We start from the raw sequence: 24,240 nt of genomic DNA on the forward strand, positions 1-24,240 counted from the left end.
TTACTGAACGGTGGGCTTGCCGTTGTATCGCATGGCTTGCGACTCTAGCTTTTGCGCGAGTGAAGGTTTCGCAGGCGCTGCCAGTTGGGCCTGGGACTCTATAGGGCTGGGCTGATCTTCAGCTTTGGGGAAGAACTCCTCGACGATAACGCCGCTGTCTTCCTCGCTATCTTCAAAGGTTCCATTGTTAAAGCCCTGCCGGGCTGCGCGATCCAAGGCCGGTTGGTCAAAACCTGAGGCCTGCCGGGCCTCATCCAGTTGCTTAGCCGCGAGCAATGCGTCATCCATGCTCAGTCCACTGCGTACAGTGATATCGACGTAGAAAATCGGTGTGCCATGGCTCTGCCGGGTGGATTTGCCGCGCAAACGCAGCTCCAGCGGCAGACAGGCCAGGCGATTGCCGGAGATTGCGCTGAAGTACTGTAGGCGTGCCGCCAGGGTGCGGATGCTGTTAAAACCGGTGGTACGGAAGACGAAGCTGCCCAGCGGATCATCATCGCCAATCACCACGTTCAGCCGGCCGTAAGGCTTGCAGGTATTGCCTTGGGCTAGTGAGCAGCCATCCGGTGAAGGGCAGGGCAACGACTGGATGCCGTCCTTGGTCAAACGCTTGCAGGTCTCACCATCGCCGACGCACAGCGGCCGGCCGGTGTTACGGTCGAACAGGTTGTAGTCAGCCCGAAAGTTGAGCTCCGGCTCGTTGAACAGTAAACGGATCGGAATGCTGCGCAGTTTTCCCTCCTGGCCATTACGCAGTTCCTCATTGAGTGGGTGCAGCAGCCAGCCGTCGCGGCTTTGTACCTGTGAGGTGATGGTGAATTGATCGTCTTTCTCCGGCAGACGTTTGCCATTTTTTTCGACGACCTTGCCGATGGAAATACGCCCCAGTATAGGAGGGGTGATCGCTAAACCTTTGAGCATGGCGGTTATCCTTGATCTGGAAATAAAAACGCCACCAGGACGTAAACGGTCCAGGTGGCTTGGGCGACGAGGAATGGTTCAGATGATCAGAAAGCGGCGACTGCCTGTATTGATCTTGGAGTAGCGGGCCTGCAGGTAGGGTTTGTCCTTGAGCATGCGTTCGACATCCAGCCCGGTGCTGTCCTTGGATTTCTTCCAGCTGATATAGCCTTCGGCAAATTCGACGCGAGTGGCTGCGCCCATGGCCTGCTGCAGGACTTGCTTGAGCTGCGCCTCACGCGTCTCCTGTTGGGCAATGCTCTGGCGAACAGCCTTGAGTTCCCGGTAGGTGGTGGCCAGCTCCGGGTGCTGGCTGAAGTCCAGAGTCTGACCGTTGTCCTCGGGGTAGAGGCAGCGTAGTGCGGCTTCCGCTGACTCCGTACCATCGGCCGGTGGCGGGGTATCACTGACCACGTAATCCCAGAACAGCCGCTCCAGGTCGATCAGCCGAGCAATCATCGACTCGTCGCGTTCGATGCGGTGGATCTCCAAGTGTTGGCCACCCAGCAGTACCGCCACATCCGCCGCCTGCTTGCCGGTCACCGCCAACTGGTGCATGACCTGTAACTGCACATACTCAGGCACGCCTTCTTTCCAAAGGCGAGCGCCGTTAATGCCGGCTGTTTTGCATTCAAGGATTTGTACATCGTCTGCACCGAACACCTCTCGGTCGATGTTGGCCAGCATCCAGGGCAGTTTAGGATCCGGATGCTGCAGCACTGCATTGATACGTCGTACTCGGTTACCGCTACGCTTGCTGTAATGCCAGGCCACGATGGGCTCCAGCACATTGCCCCAGTAGGCTGGACTCTCTTCATCATTGTGATCTAGCTTTGGCAGCGAACTGTCACGGCCAGTTTTTTCCAGCCACAGTTCCAGCTGGGATTTGTAAGGATTGAGCCCTACGGCAGCGGCGGCATCCGAGCTGCCGATGCCTTGTTTGCGCACGGCCAGCCAGTCTTCTCGGGGAAGTTGTTTGGTCCCCACCAGGCGCAAGGCGGGGCGGGGTTTACTGCAGAATTGTTGCAGCGTTTGCGTTTCCATGATGTTTTCCTATCCGGCATAAAAAACGCCCGGCCAGCAGAAGCTGACCAGGCGCTTTAATCGTTGAGTAGGTGAGAGGGGCTAAGCGGCGAGTTGCAGCGCTGCATTCAGTGCGCGCTCTTTGAGGCTTGCACCGGCTCCGAACCACGCAGAGTCCATTCGGTATTCGGTACTCCTGGCGCGTCGCTCGTGATCGACATACTCCGTCACGGCGTTGAGCAAGCCCCACGCAGTTCCTTGAGCAGATTCAAGCGTCGCTCCACGACCTTGGCCTTCGTACAGCCCTTGGACTTTGCGCAGTGCTCGCTCATTCGGAAGTACTTCCGGCAGCTTGCTATTGGGGGCCACATCACACAGTACATTCATGAAGAAGCCCATCGCCTCATGCCACTGCACCTTGCGCTCCGCCAGTGCGCGCATTCGGTACATAAATTCATCCCATTGCGAGACGGCGATTCCCAGTTGATTCTTCACGGTCTGCGGATCAAAGCGCGTGTTGTGCGGCACCTTGATTGCGCGGTTAGCGCCGTTCAGGGAGATGGTCAGGGTATTGTTGCAAACTACACGCACGGTGGTCGGGGTCGCGGTGGTGGCCAGCGTACCGTCACAGGAGGTGGCTAGCAGTAGATAGCCATTGACCTGATCATTTCCCTTCAGCGCGGTTGTCTGTCCCGTTCTGGCCAGAGCCCAGAACTTGCGGCCACCTTTGAGTATCCCAGCTGTTTCCAACTCATAGCCGGAGACCTCAGTCAGATCCCGGTAGAACTCCAGCACCTCACGAGGCTGCACAATCTGGTAGCGGTTGGAAACCACCGACAAGGGGGCCTTGGTGTCGGAGCGATACAGCACTTTCTGTTCCGGAAAGGTGTGAATCGTGCCTAGGTTGCCGACAGTGTCGGCCTTGAAGTGAACAGGACTTTCCTGAATCTGCCAGTTCATTCCAGCTTCTCGCTGCCAGACCTCGAGTGGTTGCTTTTGCGTCAGCCGGTTACCCAGACCATGCCAAGGGGTAGCGCCAACGTATGCCATTTGTTCGACGAGATGAGCCATGGGAGTGATTCCTTTGGGTGCGTGCGGGCATAAATGCTGCGCATCGCGCAGCACTGGCCGAAGAATGTTGTAAGAGGATTAGGCTGGTAGGTTGAAGCGATGATTGCAGGCGAGACAGAGGTTGTTGGCGAACACATGACGATCGAGTTTTTCGCCGAGCTGAGCACCGAGGGTGCAGCCGCCTGCACCTCCAGCGAGCCCGCCGAGGATGGCGCCAGAGACTGTGCCGAAGGTGATGCCAAGCGGGCCGGCAATAGCGCCGACAGCAGCGCCCACCTGGCCTGCTGCCAGAGCGGCGCTCGCACCACGAGCGGCTCCGCCGACGGTTCCAACAGCTGCGCCAATCTTCATGGCTGTTTGTAAAGATGCGATCTTGGGGGAGTTACACAGAGGACAATGCAATGACATGGTTCTGAGCTCCATGGGTTAGATGTCATGGCAGTGATGTAGGACTGAAGTTTTTTTGAGTCGAATCGTGATGCGCTGTATGTCGTGCGACTGCTTCAATTGGTCAGGAGCGGACACACAGATAGCCTCTCCGTAGCCTACATTCATGCTCAATCAAGACGATCAAGGTAAATAGCGCATGAGCAGTTGCTCGAGTCCTTGGATCATACGAGACAGGAATACGCCTTGCGCAGTGGCATTATGCCGCTTAGCATTGGCTGCGAGTTAGCCTGCATCGATGCGGCTGGGGCCTTGATGCCCTAAATAATGGAACACACCTTGCGCCTGGAAGTGCAAGAAGAAAGGAGAGCGTCGTGACCCAGCAATTTGATAACGCGGTATTTGAGCAAGCCCTGGCTTTGACGGCAACTTGGGACTTTAAGCTGGCCATTGAAAAAGTCTTGGAGATCAAAAACGGAGAGTGGACCCGTGACCGTGCGGAAAAGGCCGTACAGAACTACACGCGTTACATGGCAGTGACCAAAGCGCTGGGCGGGTTGCAAATGGTGCCTAACGGGGATATCGACGAAATCTGGCACATGCACATTCTTGATACGCGCGCCTACATGGCGGATTGCAACGCGTTATTTGGTGAATACCTGCACCATTACCCCTACTTTGGCATGCTGGGTGAAGAGAATCGGCAGCAATGGCTGCAGGTGCAGAAAGTATCCACAAATCTATGGGTGCAACTATTTGGCGAACCGCTTTACGGTGCTGATAGCGCCGCGCAAAAGTGTCCGCAAGTTTGCCCCTGCAACATTGACGATTTGACGATCACGTCGTCCGGGCTGTCTGATGTTTTGAGAAGCGCCTGATTCATGTCGGCGAGCGACTATCCTGGCAGTCATAGCGTAGTGCGTTGGCCTCGGGAGAAAACAACACCGAACAAAGCGTTGCAGCTGGACCAATGCGAGCTCGCCGAGAATGGCTTCCAACTAATACGCCAATACGGGGTTGATGTGTCTCGGCTTGAGCGTGACTTGGACTGGATTTCGGGAGGCCAGCTGTATTACTCAAGCCGGGTGGGCGCGCTTTGCCATCAGTACAGCGTGCTTCCAGAAAGTGCCAATTTTTCTGAACAGATGCTTGGCGGTGGCTTCCACACAGATTTTATGTTCCAGCCGAACCCTCCAGCCTATATTGCGCTGCTTTGTCTGCAGCCGGATCCCAGACATCCTCTCTATGGCCGCAACCAGGTGGTACATGTGCGGCCTTTTCTCGAAAGGATGCAGCAGATATTTGGAGTGAGTGAGCAGGAGCTGAAGGAGTATAGATTGCTGTATGACCTTGCTGAGCGTGGCCGCTTCGAGCAACCGATCCTGTCGGATTTAGATGGGAAACCCATTTTCCGCTTCCACGAACGGTTGCTGGCAAAGGGGCAGATGAAGGGTATTTCTGCGCCGGATATGTCGGTTGCGGCAATGCTTCATGCCGTGATGATGGAGGTCATGGCCGATATCTGCTTAGATCGCGGCGATCTGTTGATTCTGTCAAATCACAATGCTCTGCACCGCCGCGGGGAGTGCAGTATCGAGTTCGCAGGTGTGGCCGGTAAATGGCACGCGCGAGAAATGGCCACCATAAGGTTCAATCTATGAAGTATGGCTTCAACACTCGATATGGCATTGAGGAGCAGGAGATCAAGGGCCATGGGAACGTGTTCTTTGTTAGGAAAGAGCATCGAGACGATATTGTTATCCTAGATGAACGCTCTCTTGCACTAATAGAAAGAGTAAAGCAGAAGGGGGGGATTGATGAGGTGGATGAAGATGCCTCTACTTTCGCGAGGCTGGTTGGCGAGCAAGTGATTATCCCCCTAGAGCCCTCCGATTACTTTAAAAGCCTCCCTTACATAGAAAGCCTGAGCTTCTGGTTGCAGGTGACGGATACCTGCAACCTAGCCTGTAGCTATTGCTATATCCCCTCGTTGAACAGCAAGCAACTTTTTCGCCCCGATTTGTTTGACATGCTTGCTAGTAAATTGCTTGCAGTTAACGGGCTGCGTACAGTGAACATCAAGCTTGCCGGTGGTGAACCCTTGATGGCGTTCAATAAGTGGCATGTAAGCATTGTCCAACTCAAGGAGCTGCTGGCAGACCAGGGCGTTGAGTTGCAGTTGCGCCTAATCACCAACCTCACAACGCTGACAGACGCGATGATCGAGTTTATAGGTGAGTATGACATCGCAGTCTCAGTTTCTCTGGATGGTCTTGCGGCCTATCATGACAAGAACAGAATCTACACGGGCACCCAAAAGGGCACGTTTGAGGTTGTCGATAAGAACATAAAGCGATTGCAGGCCGCGGGTATCACGCCAAGTGTGATGGTCACCGTGACGTCAGAAAATCACGAGGGTGTCCCGGATCTAGTGGACTACCTCGTGCAGAACGACATCACCTTTCGCCTTGCAGATGCCAAAGGCGGGTACATCGATCCCGCTGAGTTCCTTTCTGCAATGGAGAAAGTCTCCGATGTACTGCGCGCTGGTGTTGACAGCGGCTTTCCGGTGAGCCGGCGTGTTGTTGTGTCCGATTTACGTACGCATTACCCCAGCTCAACCCCCTGTTCAATGGGTAAGAACGCTGCAGCCATTTACCTAGATGGCTCGGTGTATTTTTGTCATACCGAGTTCGGGAAGGGCAAGCCACTGGGACATCTAGAGGAAGATGGGAGTCTTCTGGAGATTATTCAAAAAGGCAGAGAAAAACACTTTGGCTTGAGCGATGACTGCCAGCAATGCGAGTATCGGCTGATTTGTGCGGGTGGCTGCCCTCTCTATCGTGTAGAGGGAAAGAGCCCCATGTGTCAATCCTATAAGAAGATCATCAGGCAAGTATTCGATTTGTATGAGCGCGAACAAGACCTCCTTTGAAATCGCCGGGATTACCGAGAACAATCTGAAGAACATCGACTTCTGCGCCGCGGCTGCGGAAGTGATTGTGATCATCGGAGTTAGCGGGTCTGGAAAATCCACCTTGGTCAATCGAGTCATAGCCGCCGAAGCTCTGCGACAGAGCAAGTTGCGCCGCAAAAGCGACGACCTCTTAGACTACTGCGTGCGCCCTAACTTTAAGACCGCTACGCGCTTGCCCGAACCAGTCATGATTTCCCAGCGCGCCATCATGCCTTCGGCGTCGTCGACGTTCGGCATCCGAACAGGGCTCAATGATTTGTTGGTCAGGCTATTCGTTCGCCGAGGTGAAATTTATTATCGAGGCGGGAGGATTTCTAAGCCGGATCTTGCGACTATTTTGCAGTTCCGTCGACTCTATCACCCTCAGGGCCGTCTGCTCGGCTGCATTGCCCGCTATGAGGGCATCGGACGTAGCCAACTGGACCTGCTACGTAGGGCTGGGGTCCAGCAGGTTTACCTTCGAGCGGAAGGCAAGCGTGCGCTTAGGCCGCTGGCACTGGATAAACTGTTGACTTCACAGCTTTCCGGCTGTGAGGTCTTCATCGATTTGGACGGTGACGATGCTCCGATCCTGTTGAAAAAAAGCCGGGCGATTCCGGTTTTGATTGATGACTCCCTTGAGATAGATTTCCACCAACACGGCGTGGCGCTAGAAGACGGAACGGTCTTCAGGCTGCCGTCCAAACTGTTGCTTTCGCGCTCAACGATGTCGTCACATTCGGGATGCTGTCGCGTGTGTGGTGGCGCGGGAACTGTGACCCACTACGATGCTGAACGAGCCATTGACGGACAGGTCCCGTTGAAAAACGGCTTTCTGACCGTGCCGCTATCGCCATCGGGACGTTACAAGGGTTTTAAGTTCCTGCCGTCCGGACTAGTTGCTTTGCTGAAAAAGGAGGGGCTCGATGTTAATAAACCGTATTGTGCCCTCAGCACTGAGCACAAGTCCGCGATTCTGAATATATTAAAAGATAAGCTGGCCCGAAACAGTAGCGATAGCGCTGCCCAGCAGTTTATCACTGTCGGGAAATGCAATGACTGTGAGGGGAGTGGCCTGGACTGGCAGGCTCGAGCAGTAACCCTCAATGGAAAGTCTATAGATTATTTTTTCGGGCTGACGCCATCCAAATTGCTTGCCGAGTTACGAGTTCTGGTCACTGAGGAAGATGAGGTCACGCGCGAGATGCTGGTCGTGTTGGACTACCTATCGGCGTTGTCCATTGATCACATTGATCTGAATCGTCCCTTACCAAGTATGAGCTCAGGCGAGCTGCAAAGGATGAAGCTACTGCCTGCGCTTATCAATCGGTATTCAGGACGGCTCATAATTCTCGATGAGCCCTCCTCGAACCTGCAGTACCGTGACAACCTCAAAATACTGCGGCTGATCCTTGAACTAAGAGCGTGTAATAATTCGATTATAATTGTGGATCATAACCCGATGTATCAGGCGATCGCTGACCGGGCTATTAAGATTGGTCCTGGTCCAGGGGAGCTTGGCGGCTTTTACTGCGTAGTTGACGAAGATGCTCAGTTAACCGCCGGTTTTGACGATCTACGCGAGGCTGAGGGGCCAACAGCTGATTTCAGGTATACCACACTTCAGCTCCCCCACCTGCGAACTCTGCAGTTGGGACAGGTGCGCATTCCTCATGGTGCTTTTACTGCCATTATCGGCTCTAGTGGCGCGGGAAAATCTACGTTATGCCGCGAGCTGATCTATCCCGCGCTTCTAAAAAGCGGTGAAAATGTCATTCTGTTGGACAGCACTCCACCACGTGGTGCTTCCAATTCCATTGTGGCTACCTACCTTAACGTATTCGATAAAGTCCGGAAATTTTATGCCCGCTGCGAGGGCGGGGAGTTAGTCGAAAGTGATTTCAGCTTCAATTCGACGGGAGCGTGCGATCACTGCCAAGGTGCGGGTAATGTTGAGGGGCAGGTCTGCAGTGTGTGTTTTGGTAGTCGTTTCAGATCCGAGGTGGCGCTCTTCAGTGTAGAGGGCTACACCCTTACCGAACTACTGGCGGCCGATCTTGACCAGATTCCTTTGGAGGGCGGATTAGCCTTCCTCACTGAGGCTGTAGATATCCTAAAACGGCTTTCTCTTTCTCATCTTAGCTTGGGGCGAGAGACGGACAGTTTGAGCGGTGGCGAACTGCAGCGTCTCAAGGTCGCCAGATTCTTAATGGCGCATCGAAAGGACCGCAACGCCAGCAGCTATTTCGTGATTCTGGATGAGCCTTGTCGCGGTCTTGATCCACAGGCTGTGAAGAACCTGTACGACACGCTGAAGGATTTTCTATCCGATGCGGCCGTATTGATAATTGAACATAACCCCCATTTCATTTACAGGTGCCAGTCCATAATAGACATGGGTGAGGGCAGGGGCATCAAAGACGACACCACCGTGGTGCAGGGGAGGCTAAGGGAAAAAGTGTTCCCCAGTCTCAACCATGCGCAGGTGTTGAGCGAAACAGAGGTGTCTGGCAATCTACGGATACCTTGTGATGAAACTGATCTGCGGATCGAAGATGATGAGGTGTTGAGGGAGTTAAACACAAAACGTTACGAGCTGATTCCCTCTCTCCTACTCAAGCAGGACAACTTTGCCCTTGAGGCAAAATTTCGCGAGTCTTTCAGTACTCTGATCCCGGACAAAAACATTGTCTTGTACAGAACACGAGACGAGTTGGAGTGTGCGTTACAGGAAGAGTGTCAGTTTTTTTTCAATCCGTTTATCGCTCTGCTGGAGCGGTTTCCCCGCGTTCCAGTATCCCTGCAGCAAGAAGTTCTCAAGAAGATCGATAAGCGTGCCATTGTCTGCGATACCGATCCCTGGTCGTTCATGGTTACTGCGGGCTCGTTGCAGTCTGCTTATCTGAATGGGGCTGGAGTGGTTATCGCCCCTGGGCCAAATGGAGTGTTCGCCTATCACACAGTTCGCTTAGTGAGTCTGCAAGAGTGTGTGGTAGACCGAGTTTTCCCTCACACGTTCGCTTTTAACCTATATAGGAATGCCTGCCATTACTGTAACGGTTACGGGAAAATACAGAGCTATCCGCTACGGGAATGGATTAACAGGTCACGCTCCGTACTAGATGAGGGATTTATGACCTATCCCGTGCACAAGATCGTTCCCAAGGCCACGATCAAGCGCTTTGCCAAGGAAGGGTTGTTTGACTTTTCACAACCCGTTGAAACACTCTCCGACCAAGAGCTAAATATCCTACTTTATGGATTTAAGGCTTACAGGTTCAGAAAGGCCGGATCCAGTGATGATTCGGAGGCTGCGTTCTTCGAGTGGCGCGGTGTCAACTCCTACTTATATCGGAATGCGGCAAAATTGAGTCCCGCCCAAAACATCAACAACTCCATAAAGTGGACAACCTGCCCATTTTGTATGCAAGGCTTTTCGGACAAAATTAGATTTTACGCACGGAAAGGCCGCCTAATTACGGAATTTGTTGGGAGTCAGCAGTCTTGATCTACCCCGTCTAGTACTGCATTAGCGGGGCCGGCTTGCGTGGAAGCTAGTTGGTCCCAAACGATAGGAAATCAAGCGACAAGTAGCTCTCGATAGGGAAGGAGCCAGTGGTCGGTATCGTCGTCGCTCACCACATACAGTATCTCGTAGGGTTTACAGGTCAGTGGGTAAGCGTTTGGCGAGGGGACGACGACTTTAAGCCTTCGACACCGCAATGACATAGAACGCTCATCGGTTATGGGATAATCATTGCGGTATTGCTGTGAGGAGTGGCTGAAGCCATTTCAATTAAGTGTTGTTCATGTATCTGAAACTTTTGGGTCTATTAGTGATTTAAGGTATTCGCCTAGTAGATCCCATGCGGCAGTCATTTCTACTGTATAGCTGTGTCGCTGGTAGATCCTTTTCACCTTGTTGTCTTCGGTGTGGTTCAGGCAGCGCTCCGCCACTTCAGGTATCACTCCCAGTGCGGTCATTAACGTTGCGCCTGTGCGACGAAGGTCGTGAGGAGTCCATTTACCACCCGGAAGCAGCAGGCTTTGAGCTTTAGCACTGCGTCGGCTCATTGTTCCTTGCTCAGGCTGGCGTTGACGGTCACCCAGCTGTTTGGTCACCGTCTTGGAGTTGACTGGACCAGTGTTATCGGTATTTGGGTAGCACCAGGCCGACCTGCTATTGATGCTCTGAACTCGCTCGAACTGACTTACAGCGAAGTTTGATAGGAAAACAGTATGCGGCTTGCCATTCTTGCTGTGCTCAGCTGGAACTAGCCAAGTGCGCTGCTTGAGATCCACATGCTCCCAACGACTATTTAGTAGCTCACCGATGCGGCAGCAGGTGGAAAGTGCAATCCAGATTGCAGCTTCTGTCGTCATTAGAAGTCCCGCCTCTGGAGCTTTCTTCGCAAGGCTACGAATTTCATCATCAGTCAATACGCGGTCGCGTTCGACGTCCTTACCGCCAATTTTTGCTTTTCGGATACTAGCGCTGGGATCGTGTTCTATAAGGTCACGGTCTACTGCGAATCTGAACATCTGGCGCATAAGGGAGAAGGCTATTTTTGCAGCACGGTTGACGCCTCTGGCAAGCATGGTGTCAGTCACTTCTGTGATGTGGCCTTTTTTCACGTCTGCTACGGCGTATTGGCCTAGAAAGGGCAATATGTCTTTTTCAAACATTCGACGCACTTCTGCGCCGCCATCTTTGCGATTGATCAAGTCGATCTTGGCCCAGTGTTCAAACAGCTCGGCAACGCTCTTGCGGGATGCCTGGCGGGCTAGCTCGGTTTCTGCAGTGGCTCGCTCCGCGTCTAATCGTGCTAGTTCGGCATTGCGGGCAGCGATACGTGCAGTTTCTTCGGACTCAAGGTGCTCACGGATGTTTTTGATGCCTGTTTTATGAAGACTGGCCAATTCCATTGCTCTCTGTCGTGCATCCGAAAGAGCCATTGTTGCGGAATCATCCCCGGCACCATAAGTTCCGATTGGGAGAGCGTATCTCTTGCCTGTCTCATTGGTGTATTGGAAGTAGAAAAGGCGGTCACCCGATGGTGTGATGCGGGCCAGAAGTGATCCATGGCCCCAAATCGCGACTTCACTCATCCATTTATGGGTTTGGCCAGGCTTGGCCTTCATTGCCTTATCTGTAATGTTGGCCATGCACTTGCTCTCGGTAGTGAATTGGTAGTGAATTGAGATGGGCTTTAGGGGGATGTTAGCGGATGATAATGGACCGTGGTAGCGGTTAAAATCAATATTTTCAGAGTGTTATGATGGGGTATTGGATCTTGTGGGACGTCGCTGGATAAGGATTCACTAGCATGGGGTGCTAGGGGTCGAGTGTTCGAATCACTCCGTCCCGACCATATAATTCAATGACTTAGGCCAATGTTCACAGCATTGGCCTTTTTCATGTGCGTGACTTTTGCGTGACTTCTCTACTTTTCACGCCTGCTTCCTCTTCAAGAATGTCAGGACCGGTCCACGCGAATCGGTTGCTGATACCATGTTTGCAGCTTCAATCAGATGTCCGAGTTCCGCGCCCGAGTAGTGACTGGTGATGCTGCCGTTCTTGTGGCCCAGAAGTGCCTTTCGGTCTTCTTCGGTTACGCCCGCCGCTCGAAGGCGACGGCCAAACGTGTGTTTCAAATCGTGAATCCTGATCGACAGATAGCCAGGGTGAGCGGGGCGAAGGTTTTCCTCCTGCCAGAGTTTCGCCGCTCTCACTCGCGCCTTCTTCCAAGCCGAGTCGTTCATCCGGTGCATTGCGTTGCCGTTGTAAGGGAAAACCCATTCCTTGCTCAGGCCGCGCTGCTTATCAATGATCGACTCGGCAACGCTGTTCAGCACTACCAGGCGCTCGTCGCCATTCTTCACGCCAGAACGTTCGTGTCTGCCGCCAAAGTCAGCCGGGATTAGGAACACACTGGTACCGAGCTCCGGCACCGAAATCTCCCAGTCCTACCTCAGCTTGCGAACTTCCTGCTCGCGACAACCGGTGTTCACTTTGAACAGCGCCATCGTCTGCAGGTGGGCCGGCAACTCCCCGAAAAGAATCGACTGCTCCTCCCACGACATCGGATAGGGCTTGCGACTCGATTTCTTCTCTTCCAGCTTCGTGAGCATTGGCACGCTATCCAGCCACGGCCTCCGCTCATCATCTCGCCACTTCCTGGCACACAACGACAAAACCCGAACCACACGCTCGATCGAGATGTTCACCGTTCTGTTGCTCACACCTTTCTTTACCTTGCCGTCCTCGAGCTTCTTGGTTGCCAACCTGTCCTTGATGAATGGCTCCAGGGCCAGGTCATCAATATGGGTCAACTGCATGTCGCCTATGAACGGGTCCAGCTGAGAAAGGTGGTGTGCCGACAGCTTGATTGAAGGCTGGTCCTTGAACTCCAGCAGGAAGCGAGTCGCCGCGTCCCGCCAGATCCTGACCTTCTTTACGCCATACACCTTCTGCTGGCGGATCTGCTCCAGCCTGAAGATCAGGTAGCGTTCCGCTTCTTCTCGGTCACCAGTTCCAGTGCTTTCGTAAAGTCGTTCTCCGTTGATTTTCTTGTCGATATGCCAGATACCTTTCCTCTCGGAGAGGCCTGTGATCGTTTTTCGCGCCATTGTGTCTCTCCTTTCTGGCGCTCGCTGCGGAGCAATTGTTGCTCCGGGGCGCGTTTTTTATCAATTGCTTTGGCCGAAACGTAGGAGGACGCCCAGCCGGAGGTGTTCAAGGACTTCAGCGATCACCCCTTTGCACGGGGCCGCAAGTCCAAGGTCATCAACCGCAAGGGCCTGACCTCGAACGCCTCCGGCCGTTACCAGCAGATGCTCAAGGACTGGTCGCATTACCGGTTGCTGCTCAAGCTTCCAGACTTCAGCCCGATCAGCCAGGATCTGCTGGCCCTACAGCACATTCGTGAATGCCGGGCACTGCCGGACGTGCATGCTGGTCGGATCGAAACCGCTACCGAGAAATGCCGAAACATCTGGGCCCGCCTGCCCGGGGCCGACTATGGCCAGCGCGAGCACCGGCTCGAGGACTTGATCAAGCAGTTCCGCATGGCAGGCGGGGTGCTGTCATGCGCTCGGCGTGGCCGAAGGTAGTGGTGGTCGGTACATTTGTGCTGGTACTGCTGGTACTGCTGGTAAGCGGTGCCACCTGGACGGTTCAGGACTGGCGCTATGGTGAGGAACTGGCCGTGCAGGCCGGCCTGCACCAGAACGATTTGACCGCCATCAGCGAGGTGGACTCAGCCCACGGACTCACGAATCAGGAAAGCCGCCTTGCGCTCAAGCAGCGGTTGTTAGTTCTCGATCAAACCCACTATAAGGAAATGAGTGATACTCAGACCAAACAGGCTCGCCTGCGTGATCGTCTTGCCACTGCTGATCTCCGGCTGTCAGTCCTCCTTGCAGAGGATTCAGCCGGTGGTTGCTCAGTGTCAGCCGGTGCCGGCGGTGTGGTTCATGGAGCCGCGCGCGCCCGACTTGTCCCAGCGCATGCTCAAAGAATTATCGCCATCACCGACACCGGTGACCGTGGATTGATCGCGCTGCAGGCGTATGTGAGTGAAGTAAGTGCAGTTCGATAGACGCTGGTTATCTAAATCCAACGCAGGCCTTAAGCCGTGCCAGATCCTGTATTGCCCCACTGGTTGCCATTTCATGGTTGCTAGTGTCGAGGACTACGACGGAATCCTTCGTGCAGTCGAAGCCCGTGTCATGGCACAGACTCCGGCAAATCTCCTGGGCACTCTCTTCCGTTCGCAGGGCGTAGAAGGATGATGTCTCATTCCAAAAAGCATCAGGGGACAAGGCTTTGATCCTCTTGATGAATGCATCATAGCGGCCTTGGTAGCTGTCGTCGTGCTTGATTCTGTACGTAATGATGAAGTGTTTCATGGTTCGCCCCTGAACAAAGAATGATGGGGTGACCATATCTTTTCTGATTTTGACCTTCCATTTTCATTGGTTTCTGGATGTGGCGCTGAGGGATTGTGTTTGGCCGGCAGGACGCCGGAGATGGGGCCAAAAAGGCTCAGTGACTTTCCAAGTGACTTTGTAAAATATGGTTGCGCACTGTTGGGCATCGTTGCAGCGAGCGCCAAGCGCGAAGCCTTGTGTTTAGCGGGCTGTAGACGTTTCCGCTTACATGGGGTGCTAGGTGGCGAGTGTTCGAATCACTCCGTCCCGACCATATTTACTGAGTAAATCAGACACAAAACCCGCGCAAAACTCGCGCAAGGGGTATGACTCACCCACATGGGTTACAAATTAGTTCACGCACATAGGTAACAGTTTTTAACTGGCAAGGTCGATTTCGCGAGGATTTGACCATGCCCTGGAAAGAGCTGAAACCTATGGACCTCAAAGTGATGTTTATCGCTGAGTATTTGTCTAGAAAGCACAGCTTTAGCCGGCTGTGTGCGGACTATCAGATCAGCCGAAAGACGGGCTACAAGTGGGTTGAGCGGTACGAGGCCGAAGGCCCCAGTGGTCTCGATGAACGTAGCCGCCGTCGGCGCCACCAGACTTATGTGGTGCCCTTGGCAATAAGGCAGACGATTATCGAGTTGCGCTCTACTGGTGAGACGGTTCCAGGCCCAAAGAAGATTCAGAACGACCTGATAAAGCGTTTTCCAGGTCAAGATCCGCCATCAAAACGACCATTTACAACATTCTCAAGGCAGCGGACCTGATTACATCTCGGCCACTACGCCAGCGTGTAGCGGTCTACCCCAAGCCTTTGCGTAAAGCAGAAACACCCAATCAACTCTTCAGCGCGGACTACAAGGGCCAGTTTCTAACCGGGGCGGGTGTGTGGTGCTATCCGCTGACGATCATGGATCACGCGAGTCACTATTTACTGGCCTGCGAGAGCATGGCCAGTACCAATTTGAAGGAAACCCAGCAAGCCTTTGAGCGGGTTTTCCGTGAATATGGGATGCCTGAGCGCATTCGCACCGACAACGGTGTGCCGTTTGCCAGTACGGGTCGTGCCGGGTTGTCGCAGTTGTCGCAGTTGTCGATCTGGTGGCTGCGGCTGGGGATCATTCCTGAACGAATTGAACCCGGCCGGCCTGACCAGAATGGGCGCCACGAGCGTATGCATCGGACATTAAAAAGCACGTTGCCCCAGCCACCGGCAATTGCGTGGGAGGCTCAGCAAAAGCATTTCGATCGCTTCATGCAGCACTACAATTATGAGCGAGGGCATGAAGCTCTCGGGCAGAAAACACCGGCTTCATGCTACGTGCCGTCAACCCGCGCCTACCCGCAGAAGCTGCCGGAAATGGCGTATGCCAGCCACGTTGAGTGTTACCTGGCTGACTTTAGTGGAATCATCAATCGAAGTGGATTGCGCATTTACGTGGGGCATTTGCTCAGGCACCAGACGATAGGAATGGAGATGATTGGTGATGATGTATGGGCGATTATTTTTGGCCGGTAATTCTTGGTCGCATCGATGCCAGAGAGGCAAAGAACGGCTATGTTTCGCTGAAAGTGTCACCTATGTGAATGCACTTTTTTGTAACCCATGTGGTTGTCCCGTACACAAAACTACCCGGTGATTTCGCTGATATTCAGGTCCGGAATTGCTTCGGTCCATACCACTTCGGCGTGGTCCCGCTGGTAGTTTTTGGTCATGGTCTCGCTCGCGTGCCCAGCGATCTTCTGCCCATCCTTTCCGGCTTTCTGATACAGATGAATCGCCCCGGATTCTCTAGACACCTTGCAAGCTCATTGCGTAACGTTTTTCAAACTCTACCGGTGACAGCTGATTGTTGAAACCATGGCGGCGTTTTGGGTTGTAGAACATCTCGATGTAATCGAACACATCACTACGAGCATCTTGCCGTGAGGTGTAGATTTTCCGCTTGATTCGTTCCCGTTTCAGAAGCTGGAAAAAGCTCTCAGCCACGGCGTTGTCATGACAATTGCCTCGGCGGCTCATGCTGGCAACCAAATTGTTTGCTTTCAAAAAACTGCGCCAATCGGAGCTGCTGTACTGGGCGGATTCAACCGGTCGTCGCAACACTGGATTGTTGTACAGACTTTAGATACTCATTCAGTGCTTCGGCAGGTGTTTTCCAGCCGAGTGTTTTTCGAGGTCTAGTGTTAAGTACGTGAGCTACCGCCTGTATTTCTTGAGCACTCCAACGAGAGAGGTCAGTGCCTTTCGGGAAGTATTGCCGTAGAAGGCCGTTCGTATTTTCGTTTGTGCCGCGCTGCCATGGACTATGTGGATCAGCAAAGAAAACCTTTACTCCGGACTCGATGGTAAATCGAGCGTGATCCGACAGCTCCTTTCCACGATCCCAGGTCAAAGATCGCCACAGCTCGATGGGAAGATCAGTCACCGTCTTCTTCAATGCATTGGCCATACTAACAGCCCCATAGCCAGCCAGCGCCGGGCCGTTCTTCGTGCGGGGAATTAGCCCATAACCTTTCTCGCGGGGCAGATGGACGAGCATGATAAATCGAGTTGAGCGCTCGACCAGAGTTCCAATCGCAGAACGGTTCAGACCGATGATCAGGTCGCCCTCCCAATGCCCGGGTACAGCCCGATCTTCTACCTCAGCAGGGCGACTGGAGATCATGACGTCCTCGCTGACGTGTGCCCACACTTTGGCCTGCGCTCTGGCTCTCGGCACGCGCAATGCTCGTCCTGAGCGCAGGCAGCTCACCAGTTCGCGCTTGAGAGCTCCTCGACCCTGAATGTAGAGCGCCTGATATATGGCTTCATGAGAGATGCGCATGGATTCATCATCCGGAAAATCGATCTGGAGCCGGTTGGCAATCTGTTCAGGCGACCAGCCATTGACCCATTTACGGTCACTGCGATGCGGTTTATTTCGACCTTTGAAGGGCGCTTGCCGAGGCCCAGAGATGTCACGACCATCGGCGTCTTGAACCTTGCCCTCAAGGCGGTCGCGTACGTACTGGTGCAGTCGCGGGTTAGTGACCAGCTTTGCTGGTTTCGGCCTCTTGGCCACCAGTTCTGCCTTCCATTGCGCTACTGACGCTCGATATTCAAGCCGACCGCAACGGGTAGCAGCATTTCGTGTCAGCTCCCGTGAAATTGTCGATGGGCTTCGTCCAAGGCGACGGGCGATCTCACGAACGCCAACACTTTGCGCTCGAAGCAGCCCAATCTCTTCTCGCTCTGCAAACGATAAGTAACGTCCTGATATGTGATTCGACATGAATAATGGCATCCCGCCTCGATGACGGAACCAGCGTGTACCTACCGCTGTTGATACGCCAACGGCATGTGCTGCCTTTTCGCTTGTGATACCTGTTGCAATCTGCACCCAAAATAGCCGCTCGATCTTATTACGAAGTGAGGGTGCACCTGGAGAACGCATCGCTCCCCGGCCCGTCAATTTTTGCATCCATCCTGCGGGTCGTCCCATAAACACCTCGATCAAGGTGTTGCGACGACCGCTTGAATCCGCCCAATATGCAAGCCGACTCTTTCGCCAGCGGTTGTGGCGTTACCGCATGCGCCAAAGCATGAGCCGTCGTGGAAACTGTTGGGATACTCAGTTCACTATGCTCAAGAGCGTCGGCCCAATCTGACCCGTGCTGGGATTGGCCAATAGAGTGCCTTTGCGTTGACCTGTCGATTGGACGCTGACGTTCCCTGGCATTGCCGGGCCCAGCGTCTGTGACCTGATAGGAGCCTTGTCCTGCATCTTGAGTGTCCTGTCCTGCGTATGGGGTTGGTAATGTGTTCTCATCGGAGGCATTAGTCATGAACAGCCCCATGGACGAAAACGAAGTCATCTTGGGAGTTGATACACATCTGGATACCCACGTAGGGGTCTTGATCAACACGAATGGAAACCTGCTTGGCTGCTTGGCGGTAACAACCGATACCAGCGGATATCTCAAGCTCGTTACCTGGGCCAACTCCTTCGGTATGTTGAAGCGTGCCGGCGTGGAAGGCACCGGAACTTATGGCGCGGGTTTAGCCCGTGTCCTGCGTGATCATGGCATCGAGGTGCTGGAGGTTAACCGCCCTGATCGCTCCAAACGCCGGCTCCAGGGGAAATCCGATCCCACCGACGCCGAGAGCGCGGCTCGATCCGTTCTTTCGGGAAACGCCACGGCGATCGCCAAGACCCAATCGGGTGTGGCCGAGGCGATGCGGGTGGTTTCGGTTGCTCGGCGCAGCGCAGTCAGAGCGAAAACCCAAGCGATCAATCAATTGAGAGCCTTGCTCGTCAGTGCCCCGCAAGACATTCGTGAACGGCTCTGGAAAACCAAACCTGGCGACTGCGCCAAGGGATGTGCACGTCTTCGCTCACGGAGCGCGACTGAATTCCTGAACATCTTAACGACCTCCCTGTGTCTATTGGGCAAGCGCTGGCTGGCATTGGCAGAGGAAGTTGAAAAGCTCGATGTCATTCTAGAAAACCTGACTCGCCAACATGCTCGCCGTTTACGTGAACAATTCGGCGTCGGCCCTCAAACGGCGGCCGTGCTGCTTTCGACAGCAGGTGATAACCCGGAGCGGTTAAAAAGTGAAGCAGCTCTCGCCGCCCTCTGTGGGGTCAGTCCTTTACCGGCATCCTCGGGTAAAACGGTGCGACATCGTTTAAACAGAGGTGGGAATCGGTCTGCGAACAACGCCCTATGGACCATTGCGATGGTACGCATGCGAGGTGATCCCAAAACCCAAAGCTACGTCGCCCGTCGTAGTGCTGAAGGTTTGTCTTCCAAAGAAATCCAGCGCTGTTTAAAACGCTATATCGTCAGGGAGCTATACCCTTTGATCCTGGCAGATTTAGCCGATTCAGCTCGATCTTGTTGACATAGGAGCGTCAACGCACCGATGGAGCGCGTATTTCGCAGCTTGAAAACAGAATGGATACCGACCGTTGGCTATCAAACTGCGCAGGAAGCCCAGCGCGATATCAGCCATTTTTTGATGCATCGCTACAACTGGATTAGGCCGCACCAATTTAATGGTGGGCTGCCACCGGCTCAGGCCGAGAAAAAACTTAACGTCGTGTCCGGGATTAGTTGACCACTACACATTGCCGCCGATCTGCTACTGCAATACGGCCTTGAATTCCTGCGCTCTATCCTCCCGCTGCACCTCTTCGCCAACCCCGCGGAGTTTGAGCGTGGGCACTGATGTTCTTGAAACAGTGAAGATTCAAACGAAGTGGAGCAAGCAGCTATCTTAAACTCATCAATTTTTCTGGAACGGTGACGGCCCAAGGAGTTCCTTGAGCTGCTTTATAGGTCAGGCTGCTTCAGCGAATTGTAGGCTTGAGCAGGTCTTCCAGGCCGATGCGGCGGAACATTTCGGCCCGCACCCGGTCGGCCATGGCATTGACGATTTCGGCACCGTCCTGCGACGGGTCGATATGACGACGGAACGGGCGAGTGCCGGAGGGCATGTCGACGATTTCGACGATGGCGTCGGCCACCTCGCCGACATCCGCGTCTGCCGGCTCCAGGGCCGCCAGGCCTTTGAGGGCCTGATCCGGTACACCGGCGTACGGGCCTTTGTTGTATTCGGCGGCGCGGGCCTGATCGGCGGGCGAGCCGGAATGCACGAAGTGATTGGTGCCCTTGGTGAAGGCGCCCGGCACGATGATCGAGGTCTCCACGCCCCAGCGCGCCAACTCACTGGCGTAGGATACCGCCAACGAATCCATCGCTGCCTTGGCCGCGAAATACGGTGCCAGATAAGGCGGAGTACCACCGCGTGCACTGCTGGATGACACCCACAGCACCAGCCCTCGACCCTGCTTGCGCAATTGCGGCAGCGCGGCGCGGTTAACCCGCTGCGTGCTCAGCACATTGATGTCGTAAAGCTGGGCGTATTGCTCGGGCGTAAAAGCCTCGGCGGGACCGAAGGACATATGCCCGGCGTTATGGATGATCACGTCCAGCCGACCGCAATCTGCAATGATTTTCGCAACGCCGGCCTCGACCGATGTACTTGAAGCGACGTCCAGTTCGACGCTGCGCAGGTCGACCTGATGCTGGTCGGCGTACTGCTGTACTTGAGCCACTTGTGGCGCGTTGCGGCCCGGGGTTTCACGCATGCTGGCGTAGACGGTATGGCCGGCGTCGGCGAGTGCGCGGGCAGTCAGTGCACCGAAACCGCTTGAGGCACCGGTAATCAGAATGACGGATTTCATGGTATTGATCTCTGCAAAGTGAGGGGAGCGTCAGGCGTTACGGGGAAGACGTCGCTGTACGGCATGGGACAACCAGCCGGCGAAGGAGCCGAGGCCGGCCGCGCCGCCCAGCTCAAAAAAACTTTCCAGGGACGGTTCTAGGTGCGCGGCGAAGTAAGCGATCAGGCCAAGGAAGTAGGCGACGACGTTGTTCATCGTCCGGGTGGCCCGCAGTGACACCACGACCATCGCCACGACAAACACCACGATCGGCAGAGCAAACAGGCCGAAGGTGGGGGACAGGGCACCGATGCTCAGCGCCGCGCCCATGCCGAAAACGATGCCCATCAGCACACAACCGAGGTTCACCAAGCCATCGCGCAAGGTCAACCCGCGGCTGAAGAATGCGACCCAACCGACGAACATCGCCCAGACCGGCAGGCTCAGCAGCAAGCTGGAACCTGCCGCCAGTGCGGCGGTGGCGGCAGCGACAGCGGTAAATAGCGTGAACATCAATTTCGATTGCCCAGTGCGAGCGGTGGTGTTGCCTGGGTGGCTCATGATCATCACTCCTTTCAAGGTGGAGGGAGCGGCTCAAACGAGGCCGCCGTTGACGCGCAGGATTTGCCCATTGACCCAGGCCGAATCAGGGCCAGCCAAGAAGGAAACCACCCGGGAAATGTCTTCTGGCTGAGCCAGACGCTCAAGCGGAGACATCTTGGCGAACGTCTGGATTTGTTCTTCGCTCTTGCCTTGCAGGAACAGGTCCGTAGCGACCGGGCCTGGTGCCACGGCGTTGACGGTGATGTTGCGACCGCGCATTTCCTTGGCGAAGACTTGGGTCAGTGATTCCACCGCCGCCTTGCTCGCGATGTACACCGCGTAGCCCGGCAGGTTCATGCCGACGGTGCTGCTGGAAAAGTTGATGATTCGCCCACCGGCATTCAAGCGGGTCGCTGCTTCGCGCAGGGTATTGAAGGTGCCGCGCGTGTGAATGTTGAAGTTCTGGTCGAACAGTTCGTCCGTGTGTTGCGCCAGCGGCATGACCTTGAGGATGCCGGCGTTGTTCACCAGCACATCGACCTTGCCCAGTTGAGCCTCGGTTTCGTCGAACAGCCGGCATACGTCATCGGCACTTGCCACGTCGGCCTTGACTGCAATAGCTTGATGCCCGGCCTGACGCAATTCGACTACAAGTTTCGATGCCTCGGTGGCGCTGTTGGCGTAGTTGACGACGACAGCGAAACCTTCGCGGGCCAGCTGTTTGGCGATTACCGCACCGATGCCGCGGGAGGCTCCGGTGACGATTGCAACTTTCGACGTTTGAGCCGTCATGATGGTGATTCCTGAGTAGTGGCTTGTTTGGGGTGAAGCCAGATTCACATGTTTACTCATGGTGATAAATGCACCAGAGTTGGCTTCACTGTTCAAAAAACACCAACAATCGAACGCCAGGAGTTGACGGTGGATCAAGTCAAAGCAATGAAGGTGTTTGTGCGGATTTACGAGCGCAGCAGCTTCACCCTGGCGGCGGAAGACCTGAACCAACCGCGGGCCACGCTGACCCACACGCTGAATCAGTTCGAAGCCTGGCTCGGCACGCGTTTGTTGGAACGCAGCACGCGCAAGGTGCGCCCAACTCTGGACGGCGAGACGTATTACCAGCGTTGTGTGCAGTTGCTGGCGGAGCTGGAAGACGCCGAACTGGCGTTTCGCGGCGTGGCGCCGAAAGGGCGATTGCGTGTGGATTTGCACGGCACTTTGGCCAAGCACTTTGTGATCCCTGCGCTGCCGCAATTCATGACCCGTTATCCGGACATCGAACTGTCACTCAGCGAGGCCGACCGCTTTGTCGACTTGATCGCCGAAGGCGTCGATTGCGTGTTGCGCGCCGGCACCCTCGGCGACTCGGCGTTGATCGGCAAACGCGTGGCCAACCTGCGCCAGATCACCTGTGCCAGCCCAGCGTACCTGCGCGAATACGGTGAGCCGCAAAGTCTCGCCGACCTCAGTCATCACCGCGCGGTGAACTACGTTTCGCGCACTACGGCCAAGCTGTTTCCATTTGAGTTCATGGTCGACGGCGAACTGAAGGAAGTGGTCCTCCAGGGCGCGCTATCGGTGTTCGGCGCGGAAATTTACGCGGCCTCGGCGATTGCCGGGCTCGGCATCATTCAATGCCCGCGCTACCGGATGGACGCGCAGATCGCCCAGGGGCTGGTGCAGGAAATCCTCGCCGACACACCACCGCCGTCGATGCCGGTCTCCGTGTTGTATCCGCACAACCGCCACATGTCGCCGCGGGTTCGGGTGTTTGTTGATTGGTTGGAGGAGTTGTTTACCGAGGTGTGATGATGTGAGGGCGAGGGAGTGAGTGTCAGGCGAGTAACACTATTTGGAAGTGTGAGCTCGAACGGGCACCTGCCGCGTTCTAGTTTTTTTAATACGATAATGAATATGACAAAGGTGCAGCCAGATCGCTTCGCAGGCCATATGCGTGGCGAATATGGTTTTTGATTTTTCTGACTGCGTTTTTGGCCGACTCTGTTGAAAATTACGCCGACCGCGATCAGACCTCGCGGATACTGACCCAGCGCTGTTCCCATGCCGCTAATCGAATCGCCGTCGCCAGCCGCTCCACTTCCAGGGCTTGCTCGAAATCGGTGCCGGCTTGTCCTTGCCCGGCCAAGGCCATGATCAGCTCATGCACTTCCAGCGTCTTCAACTCGTTGTAGCCGAGCTGATGCCCCGGCGCCGGGCTGAACGCTGCATATCCGGGCAGGTTCGGCCCGGCCAGTAAACGCTGGAAGCCGTCCTGGCCGACACGGTACAGGCGTAACTCATTCAAACGCTCCTGATCGAATGACAGGGTCCCTTGGGTGCCACTGATCTCGAAACTCAGGTGGTTCTTGTAGCCGTGCTTGAGCCAACTGCTGCTGAAGGTGCCACGCGCGCCGCTGGCAAAGCGCAGTAAGGCATGGGCCTGATCGTCGACGGCAATGGTGCGTTGTTCCTGGCTACCGGCTGTGGCCGGGCGCTGGCGGTGCACGGTCTGGGAGTCGGCGCATACCGCTTCGACATTGCCGAGCAGATAGCGCGCCATGCCCAGCAAGTGGCTGCCCAGGTCCGCCAGTGCGCCACCGGCATGTTCGGCCTCACAGCGCCACGACCAGGGGGACGCCGGATCGGCCATGAAGTCTTCGCTGAATTCGCCTTGAAAGCTGATGATCTCACCGAGTCTGCCGCTCTGAATCAACTCCCGCGCCAGGCCGATGATGGGGTTGTGCTGGTAGTTGTAGCCGACTCGGGTGACCACGCCCGCATCCTTGGCGGCCAGGTGCATGGCATTGGCCTGTTCAAGGTTCACCGCCAGCGGTTTTTCGCAGTACACCGCTTTGCCAGCCGACAGCGCGGCCATGGCCATCGGGTAGTGCAGGTGGTTGGGGGTGGTGATGGCGACCAGGTGGACCTTGGGGTCATCGATCAATTGCTGCCAGTCGCCATAGGCCTGTTCAAAGTCCCAAGCGGTGGCACATGCCTGGGCACGAACGGGATCGGCGTCGGCCAGGGCGGCGAGGCGCAGCGTAAAGGGCAGTTCGAATGCTGCGCTGACGTTGCGAAAGGCCAGGGCATGGGCACGGCCCATGAAACCTGTGCCGATAAGTCCGATTCCGAGTTCGCGCATGACAG

19 protein-coding genes, 1 tRNA gene and 5 pseudogenes are annotated in these 24,240 nt (G+C 55.1%); 11 read left to right on the forward strand and 14 right to left on the reverse strand.

Going from position 1 to position 24,240, the window contains the following annotated elements:
* The 4 genes from H7995_RS10655 to H7995_RS28460 all read right to left on the reverse strand — a co-directional run bounded on the left by H7995_RS10655 (window position 1) and on the right by H7995_RS28460 (window position 3,462).
* Complete coding sequence (locus tag H7995_RS10655; RefSeq protein WP_185818338.1) at window positions 1-921, reverse strand: recombination directionality factor; 921 nt, start codon at window positions 919-921, stop codon at window positions 1-3.
* 78 nt (window positions 922-999) lie between these two features.
* On the reverse strand, window positions 1,000-2,004 hold the full coding sequence (locus H7995_RS10660; protein ID WP_185818339.1) for a YqaJ viral recombinase family nuclease: 1,005 nt from the start codon (window positions 2,002-2,004) through the stop codon (window positions 1,000-1,002).
* Between the two features lie 81 nt (window positions 2,005-2,085).
* The gene (locus H7995_RS10665; RefSeq protein ID WP_185818340.1) at window positions 2,086-3,054 is read right to left on the reverse strand and encodes a DUF932 domain-containing protein; all 969 of its coding nucleotides are present in this window, start codon (window positions 3,052-3,054) and stop codon (window positions 2,086-2,088) included.
* Between the two features lie 78 nt (window positions 3,055-3,132).
* Window positions 3,133-3,462, reverse strand: coding sequence for a hypothetical protein (locus H7995_RS28460; RefSeq protein WP_244647688.1), 330 nt, complete (start codon window positions 3,460-3,462; stop codon window positions 3,133-3,135).
* A 353-nt stretch (window positions 3,463-3,815) separates the two neighbouring features.
* Here H7995_RS28460 and H7995_RS10675 point away from each other — a divergent pair, with 353 nt between their 5' ends.
* Genes H7995_RS10675 through H7995_RS10690 form a run of 4 tightly spaced genes read left to right on the forward strand, consistent with a single transcriptional unit; the run spans window position 3,816 to window position 9,905 of the window.
* Entirely contained in the window at window positions 3,816-4,319 is a 504-nt protein-coding gene (locus tag H7995_RS10675; RefSeq protein ID WP_185818342.1) for a glycine-rich domain-containing protein, read from the forward strand.
* Window positions 4,320-4,322: 3 nt separating this feature from the next.
* Complete coding sequence (locus H7995_RS10680; RefSeq protein ID WP_185818343.1) at window positions 4,323-5,102, forward strand: TauD/TfdA family dioxygenase; 780 nt, start codon at window positions 4,323-4,325, stop codon at window positions 5,100-5,102.
* Window positions 5,099-6,376, forward strand: coding sequence for a radical SAM/SPASM domain-containing protein (locus H7995_RS10685; protein ID WP_185818344.1), 1,278 nt, complete (start codon window positions 5,099-5,101; stop codon window positions 6,374-6,376). The genes H7995_RS10680 and H7995_RS10685 overlap by 4 nt, the downstream gene beginning before the upstream one ends.
* Window positions 6,351-9,905, forward strand: coding sequence for an ATP-binding cassette domain-containing protein (locus H7995_RS10690; RefSeq protein WP_185818345.1), 3,555 nt, complete (start codon window positions 6,351-6,353; stop codon window positions 9,903-9,905). The genes H7995_RS10685 and H7995_RS10690 overlap by 26 nt, the downstream gene beginning before the upstream one ends.
* 299 nt (window positions 9,906-10,204) lie before the next feature.
* Here the strand turns inward: H7995_RS10690 and H7995_RS10695 are convergent, their stop codons facing one another.
* Window positions 10,205-11,563: a tyrosine-type recombinase/integrase gene (locus tag H7995_RS10695; protein WP_185818346.1), complete on the reverse strand. Its 1,359-nt coding sequence runs from the start codon at window positions 11,561-11,563 to the stop codon at window positions 10,205-10,207.
* Window positions 11,564-11,694: 131 nt separating this feature from the next.
* On the opposite strand from H7995_RS10695, the gene H7995_RS10700 reads away from it, so the two are divergent.
* Window positions 11,695-11,769, forward strand: a tRNA-OTHER gene (locus H7995_RS10700).
* 79 nt (window positions 11,770-11,848) lie between these two features.
* On the opposite strand, the pseudogene H7995_RS10705 reads toward H7995_RS10700, so the two are convergent.
* Window positions 11,849-13,027 (reverse strand): annotated as a pseudogene (locus tag H7995_RS10705) (tyrosine-type recombinase/integrase).
* A gap of 102 nt (window positions 13,028-13,129) precedes the next feature.
* On the opposite strand from H7995_RS10705, the gene H7995_RS10710 reads away from it, so the two are divergent.
* Together H7995_RS10710 and H7995_RS10715 are read left to right on the forward strand one after the other, a co-directional pair.
* On the forward strand, window positions 13,130-13,510 hold the full coding sequence (locus H7995_RS10710; protein WP_182344201.1) for a glycoside hydrolase family 24 protein: 381 nt from the start codon (window positions 13,130-13,132) through the stop codon (window positions 13,508-13,510).
* Window positions 13,486-13,998 (forward strand): lysis system spanin subunit, encoded by a 513-nt coding sequence (locus tag H7995_RS10715; RefSeq protein ID WP_185818347.1) that lies wholly within the window; start codon window positions 13,486-13,488, stop codon window positions 13,996-13,998. The genes H7995_RS10710 and H7995_RS10715 overlap by 25 nt, the downstream gene beginning before the upstream one ends.
* Before the next feature lie 7 nt (window positions 13,999-14,005).
* On the opposite strand, the gene H7995_RS10720 is transcribed toward H7995_RS10715, so the two are convergent.
* Window positions 14,006-14,308 (reverse strand): hypothetical protein, encoded by a 303-nt coding sequence (locus tag H7995_RS10720; RefSeq protein ID WP_182344205.1) that lies wholly within the window; start codon window positions 14,306-14,308, stop codon window positions 14,006-14,008.
* Window positions 14,309-14,742: 434 nt separating this feature from the next.
* Between H7995_RS10720 and H7995_RS28705 the strand changes: the two are divergent.
* Window positions 14,743-15,925: pseudogene (locus tag H7995_RS28705) on the forward strand (integrase core domain-containing protein).
* A 42-nt stretch (window positions 15,926-15,967) separates the two neighbouring features.
* Here H7995_RS28705 and H7995_RS10730 read toward each other — a convergent pair.
* From H7995_RS10730 to H7995_RS10740, 3 genes and pseudogenes are all read right to left on the reverse strand, one after another.
* A pseudogene (locus H7995_RS10730) lies at window positions 15,968-16,120 on the reverse strand (integrase); the annotation flags it as partial.
* Window positions 16,121-16,130: 10 nt separating this feature from the next.
* Window positions 16,131-16,427, reverse strand: a pseudogene (locus H7995_RS10735) (IS3 family transposase); the annotation flags it as partial.
* Entirely contained in the window at window positions 16,426-17,802 is a 1,377-nt protein-coding gene (locus H7995_RS10740) for an IS30 family transposase (RefSeq protein WP_198422812.1), read from the reverse strand. The pseudogene H7995_RS10735 and the gene H7995_RS10740, both read right to left, overlap by 2 nt.
* 374 nt (window positions 17,803-18,176) lie before the next feature.
* On the opposite strand from H7995_RS10740, the gene H7995_RS10745 reads away from it, so the two are divergent.
* Both H7995_RS10745 and H7995_RS10750 read left to right on the forward strand, forming a co-directional pair.
* A complete protein-coding gene (locus H7995_RS10745; protein ID WP_083272172.1) occupies window positions 18,177-19,226 on the forward strand; it encodes an IS110 family RNA-guided transposase in 1,050 nt (349 codons plus the stop codon).
* Window positions 19,227-19,238: 12 nt separating this feature from the next.
* A pseudogene (locus H7995_RS10750) lies at window positions 19,239-19,442 on the forward strand (integrase core domain-containing protein); the annotation flags it as partial.
* 232 nt (window positions 19,443-19,674) lie between these two features.
* Here H7995_RS10750 and H7995_RS10755 read toward each other — a convergent pair.
* The 3 genes from H7995_RS10755 to H7995_RS10765 are packed head-to-tail and all read right to left on the reverse strand — an operon-like array spanning window position 19,675 to window position 21,885.
* Window positions 19,675-20,571, reverse strand: a complete 897-nt coding sequence (locus H7995_RS10755) for an SDR family oxidoreductase (protein ID WP_185818348.1) — start codon at window positions 20,569-20,571, stop codon at window positions 19,675-19,677.
* A gap of 30 nt (window positions 20,572-20,601) precedes the next feature.
* Window positions 20,602-21,111, reverse strand: coding sequence for a DUF1097 domain-containing protein (locus tag H7995_RS10760; protein ID WP_166591866.1), 510 nt, complete (start codon window positions 21,109-21,111; stop codon window positions 20,602-20,604).
* A 33-nt stretch (window positions 21,112-21,144) separates the two neighbouring features.
* The gene (locus H7995_RS10765) at window positions 21,145-21,885 is read right to left on the reverse strand and encodes an SDR family oxidoreductase (RefSeq protein WP_166591865.1); all 741 of its coding nucleotides are present in this window, start codon (window positions 21,883-21,885) and stop codon (window positions 21,145-21,147) included.
* 129 nt (window positions 21,886-22,014) lie between these two features.
* Between H7995_RS10765 and H7995_RS10770 the strand changes: the two genes are divergently transcribed.
* Complete coding sequence (locus H7995_RS10770; RefSeq protein WP_166591864.1) at window positions 22,015-22,902, forward strand: LysR family transcriptional regulator; 888 nt, start codon at window positions 22,015-22,017, stop codon at window positions 22,900-22,902.
* A gap of 217 nt (window positions 22,903-23,119) precedes the next feature.
* Here the strand turns inward: H7995_RS10770 and H7995_RS10775 are convergent, their stop codons facing one another.
* A complete protein-coding gene (locus tag H7995_RS10775; protein ID WP_185818349.1) occupies window positions 23,120-24,235 on the reverse strand; it encodes a Gfo/Idh/MocA family protein in 1,116 nt (371 codons plus the stop codon).
* Between the last annotated feature and the right edge of the window lie 5 nt (window positions 24,236-24,240).

The sequence above is a fragment of the Pseudomonas kielensis genome, assembly GCF_014236655.1.
Lineage (GTDB): Bacteria > Pseudomonadota > Gammaproteobacteria > Pseudomonadales > Pseudomonadaceae > Aquipseudomonas > Aquipseudomonas kielensis.

Bases quoted from the DNA above. Each gene is read 5' to 3' on its own strand.
- H7995_RS10655 (WP_185818338.1), bottom strand. From the start codon at position 921: ATGCTCAAAGGTTTAGCGATCACCCCTCCTATACTGGGGCGTATTTCC.
- H7995_RS10660 (WP_185818339.1), bottom strand. From the start codon at position 2,004: ATGGAAACGCAAACGCTGCAACAATTCTGCAGTAAACCCCGCCCCGCC.
- H7995_RS10665 (WP_185818340.1), bottom strand. From the start codon at position 3,054: ATGGCTCATCTCGTCGAACAAATGGCATACGTTGGCGCTACCCCTTGG.
- H7995_RS28460 (WP_244647688.1), bottom strand. From the start codon at position 3,462: ATGTCATTGCATTGTCCTCTGTGTAACTCCCCCAAGATCGCATCTTTA.
- H7995_RS10680 (WP_185818343.1), top strand. From the start codon at position 4,323: ATGTCGGCGAGCGACTATCCTGGCAGTCATAGCGTAGTGCGTTGGCCT.
- H7995_RS10685 (WP_185818344.1), top strand. From the start codon at position 5,099: ATGAAGTATGGCTTCAACACTCGATATGGCATTGAGGAGCAGGAGATC.
- H7995_RS10690 (WP_185818345.1), top strand. From the start codon at position 6,351: ATGAGCGCGAACAAGACCTCCTTTGAAATCGCCGGGATTACCGAGAAC.
- H7995_RS10695 (WP_185818346.1), bottom strand. From the start codon at position 11,563: ATGGCCAACATTACAGATAAGGCAATGAAGGCCAAGCCTGGCCAAACC.
- H7995_RS10715 (WP_185818347.1), top strand. From the start codon at position 13,486: ATGCGCTCGGCGTGGCCGAAGGTAGTGGTGGTCGGTACATTTGTGCTG.
- H7995_RS10720 (WP_182344205.1), bottom strand. From the start codon at position 14,308: ATGAAACACTTCATCATTACGTACAGAATCAAGCACGACGACAGCTAC.
- H7995_RS10740 (WP_198422812.1), bottom strand. From the start codon at position 17,802: ATGCAAAAATTGACGGGCCGGGGAGCGATGCGTTCTCCAGGTGCACCC.
- H7995_RS10745 (WP_083272172.1), top strand. From the start codon at position 18,177: ATGGACGAAAACGAAGTCATCTTGGGAGTTGATACACATCTGGATACC.
- H7995_RS10755 (WP_185818348.1), bottom strand. From the start codon at position 20,571: ATGAAATCCGTCATTCTGATTACCGGTGCCTCAAGCGGTTTCGGTGCA.
- H7995_RS10760 (WP_166591866.1), bottom strand. From the start codon at position 21,111: ATGAGCCACCCAGGCAACACCACCGCTCGCACTGGGCAATCGAAATTG.
- H7995_RS10765 (WP_166591865.1), bottom strand. From the start codon at position 21,885: ATGACGGCTCAAACGTCGAAAGTTGCAATCGTCACCGGAGCCTCCCGC.
- H7995_RS10775 (WP_185818349.1), bottom strand. From the start codon at position 24,235: ATGCGCGAACTCGGAATCGGACTTATCGGCACAGGTTTCATGGGCCGT.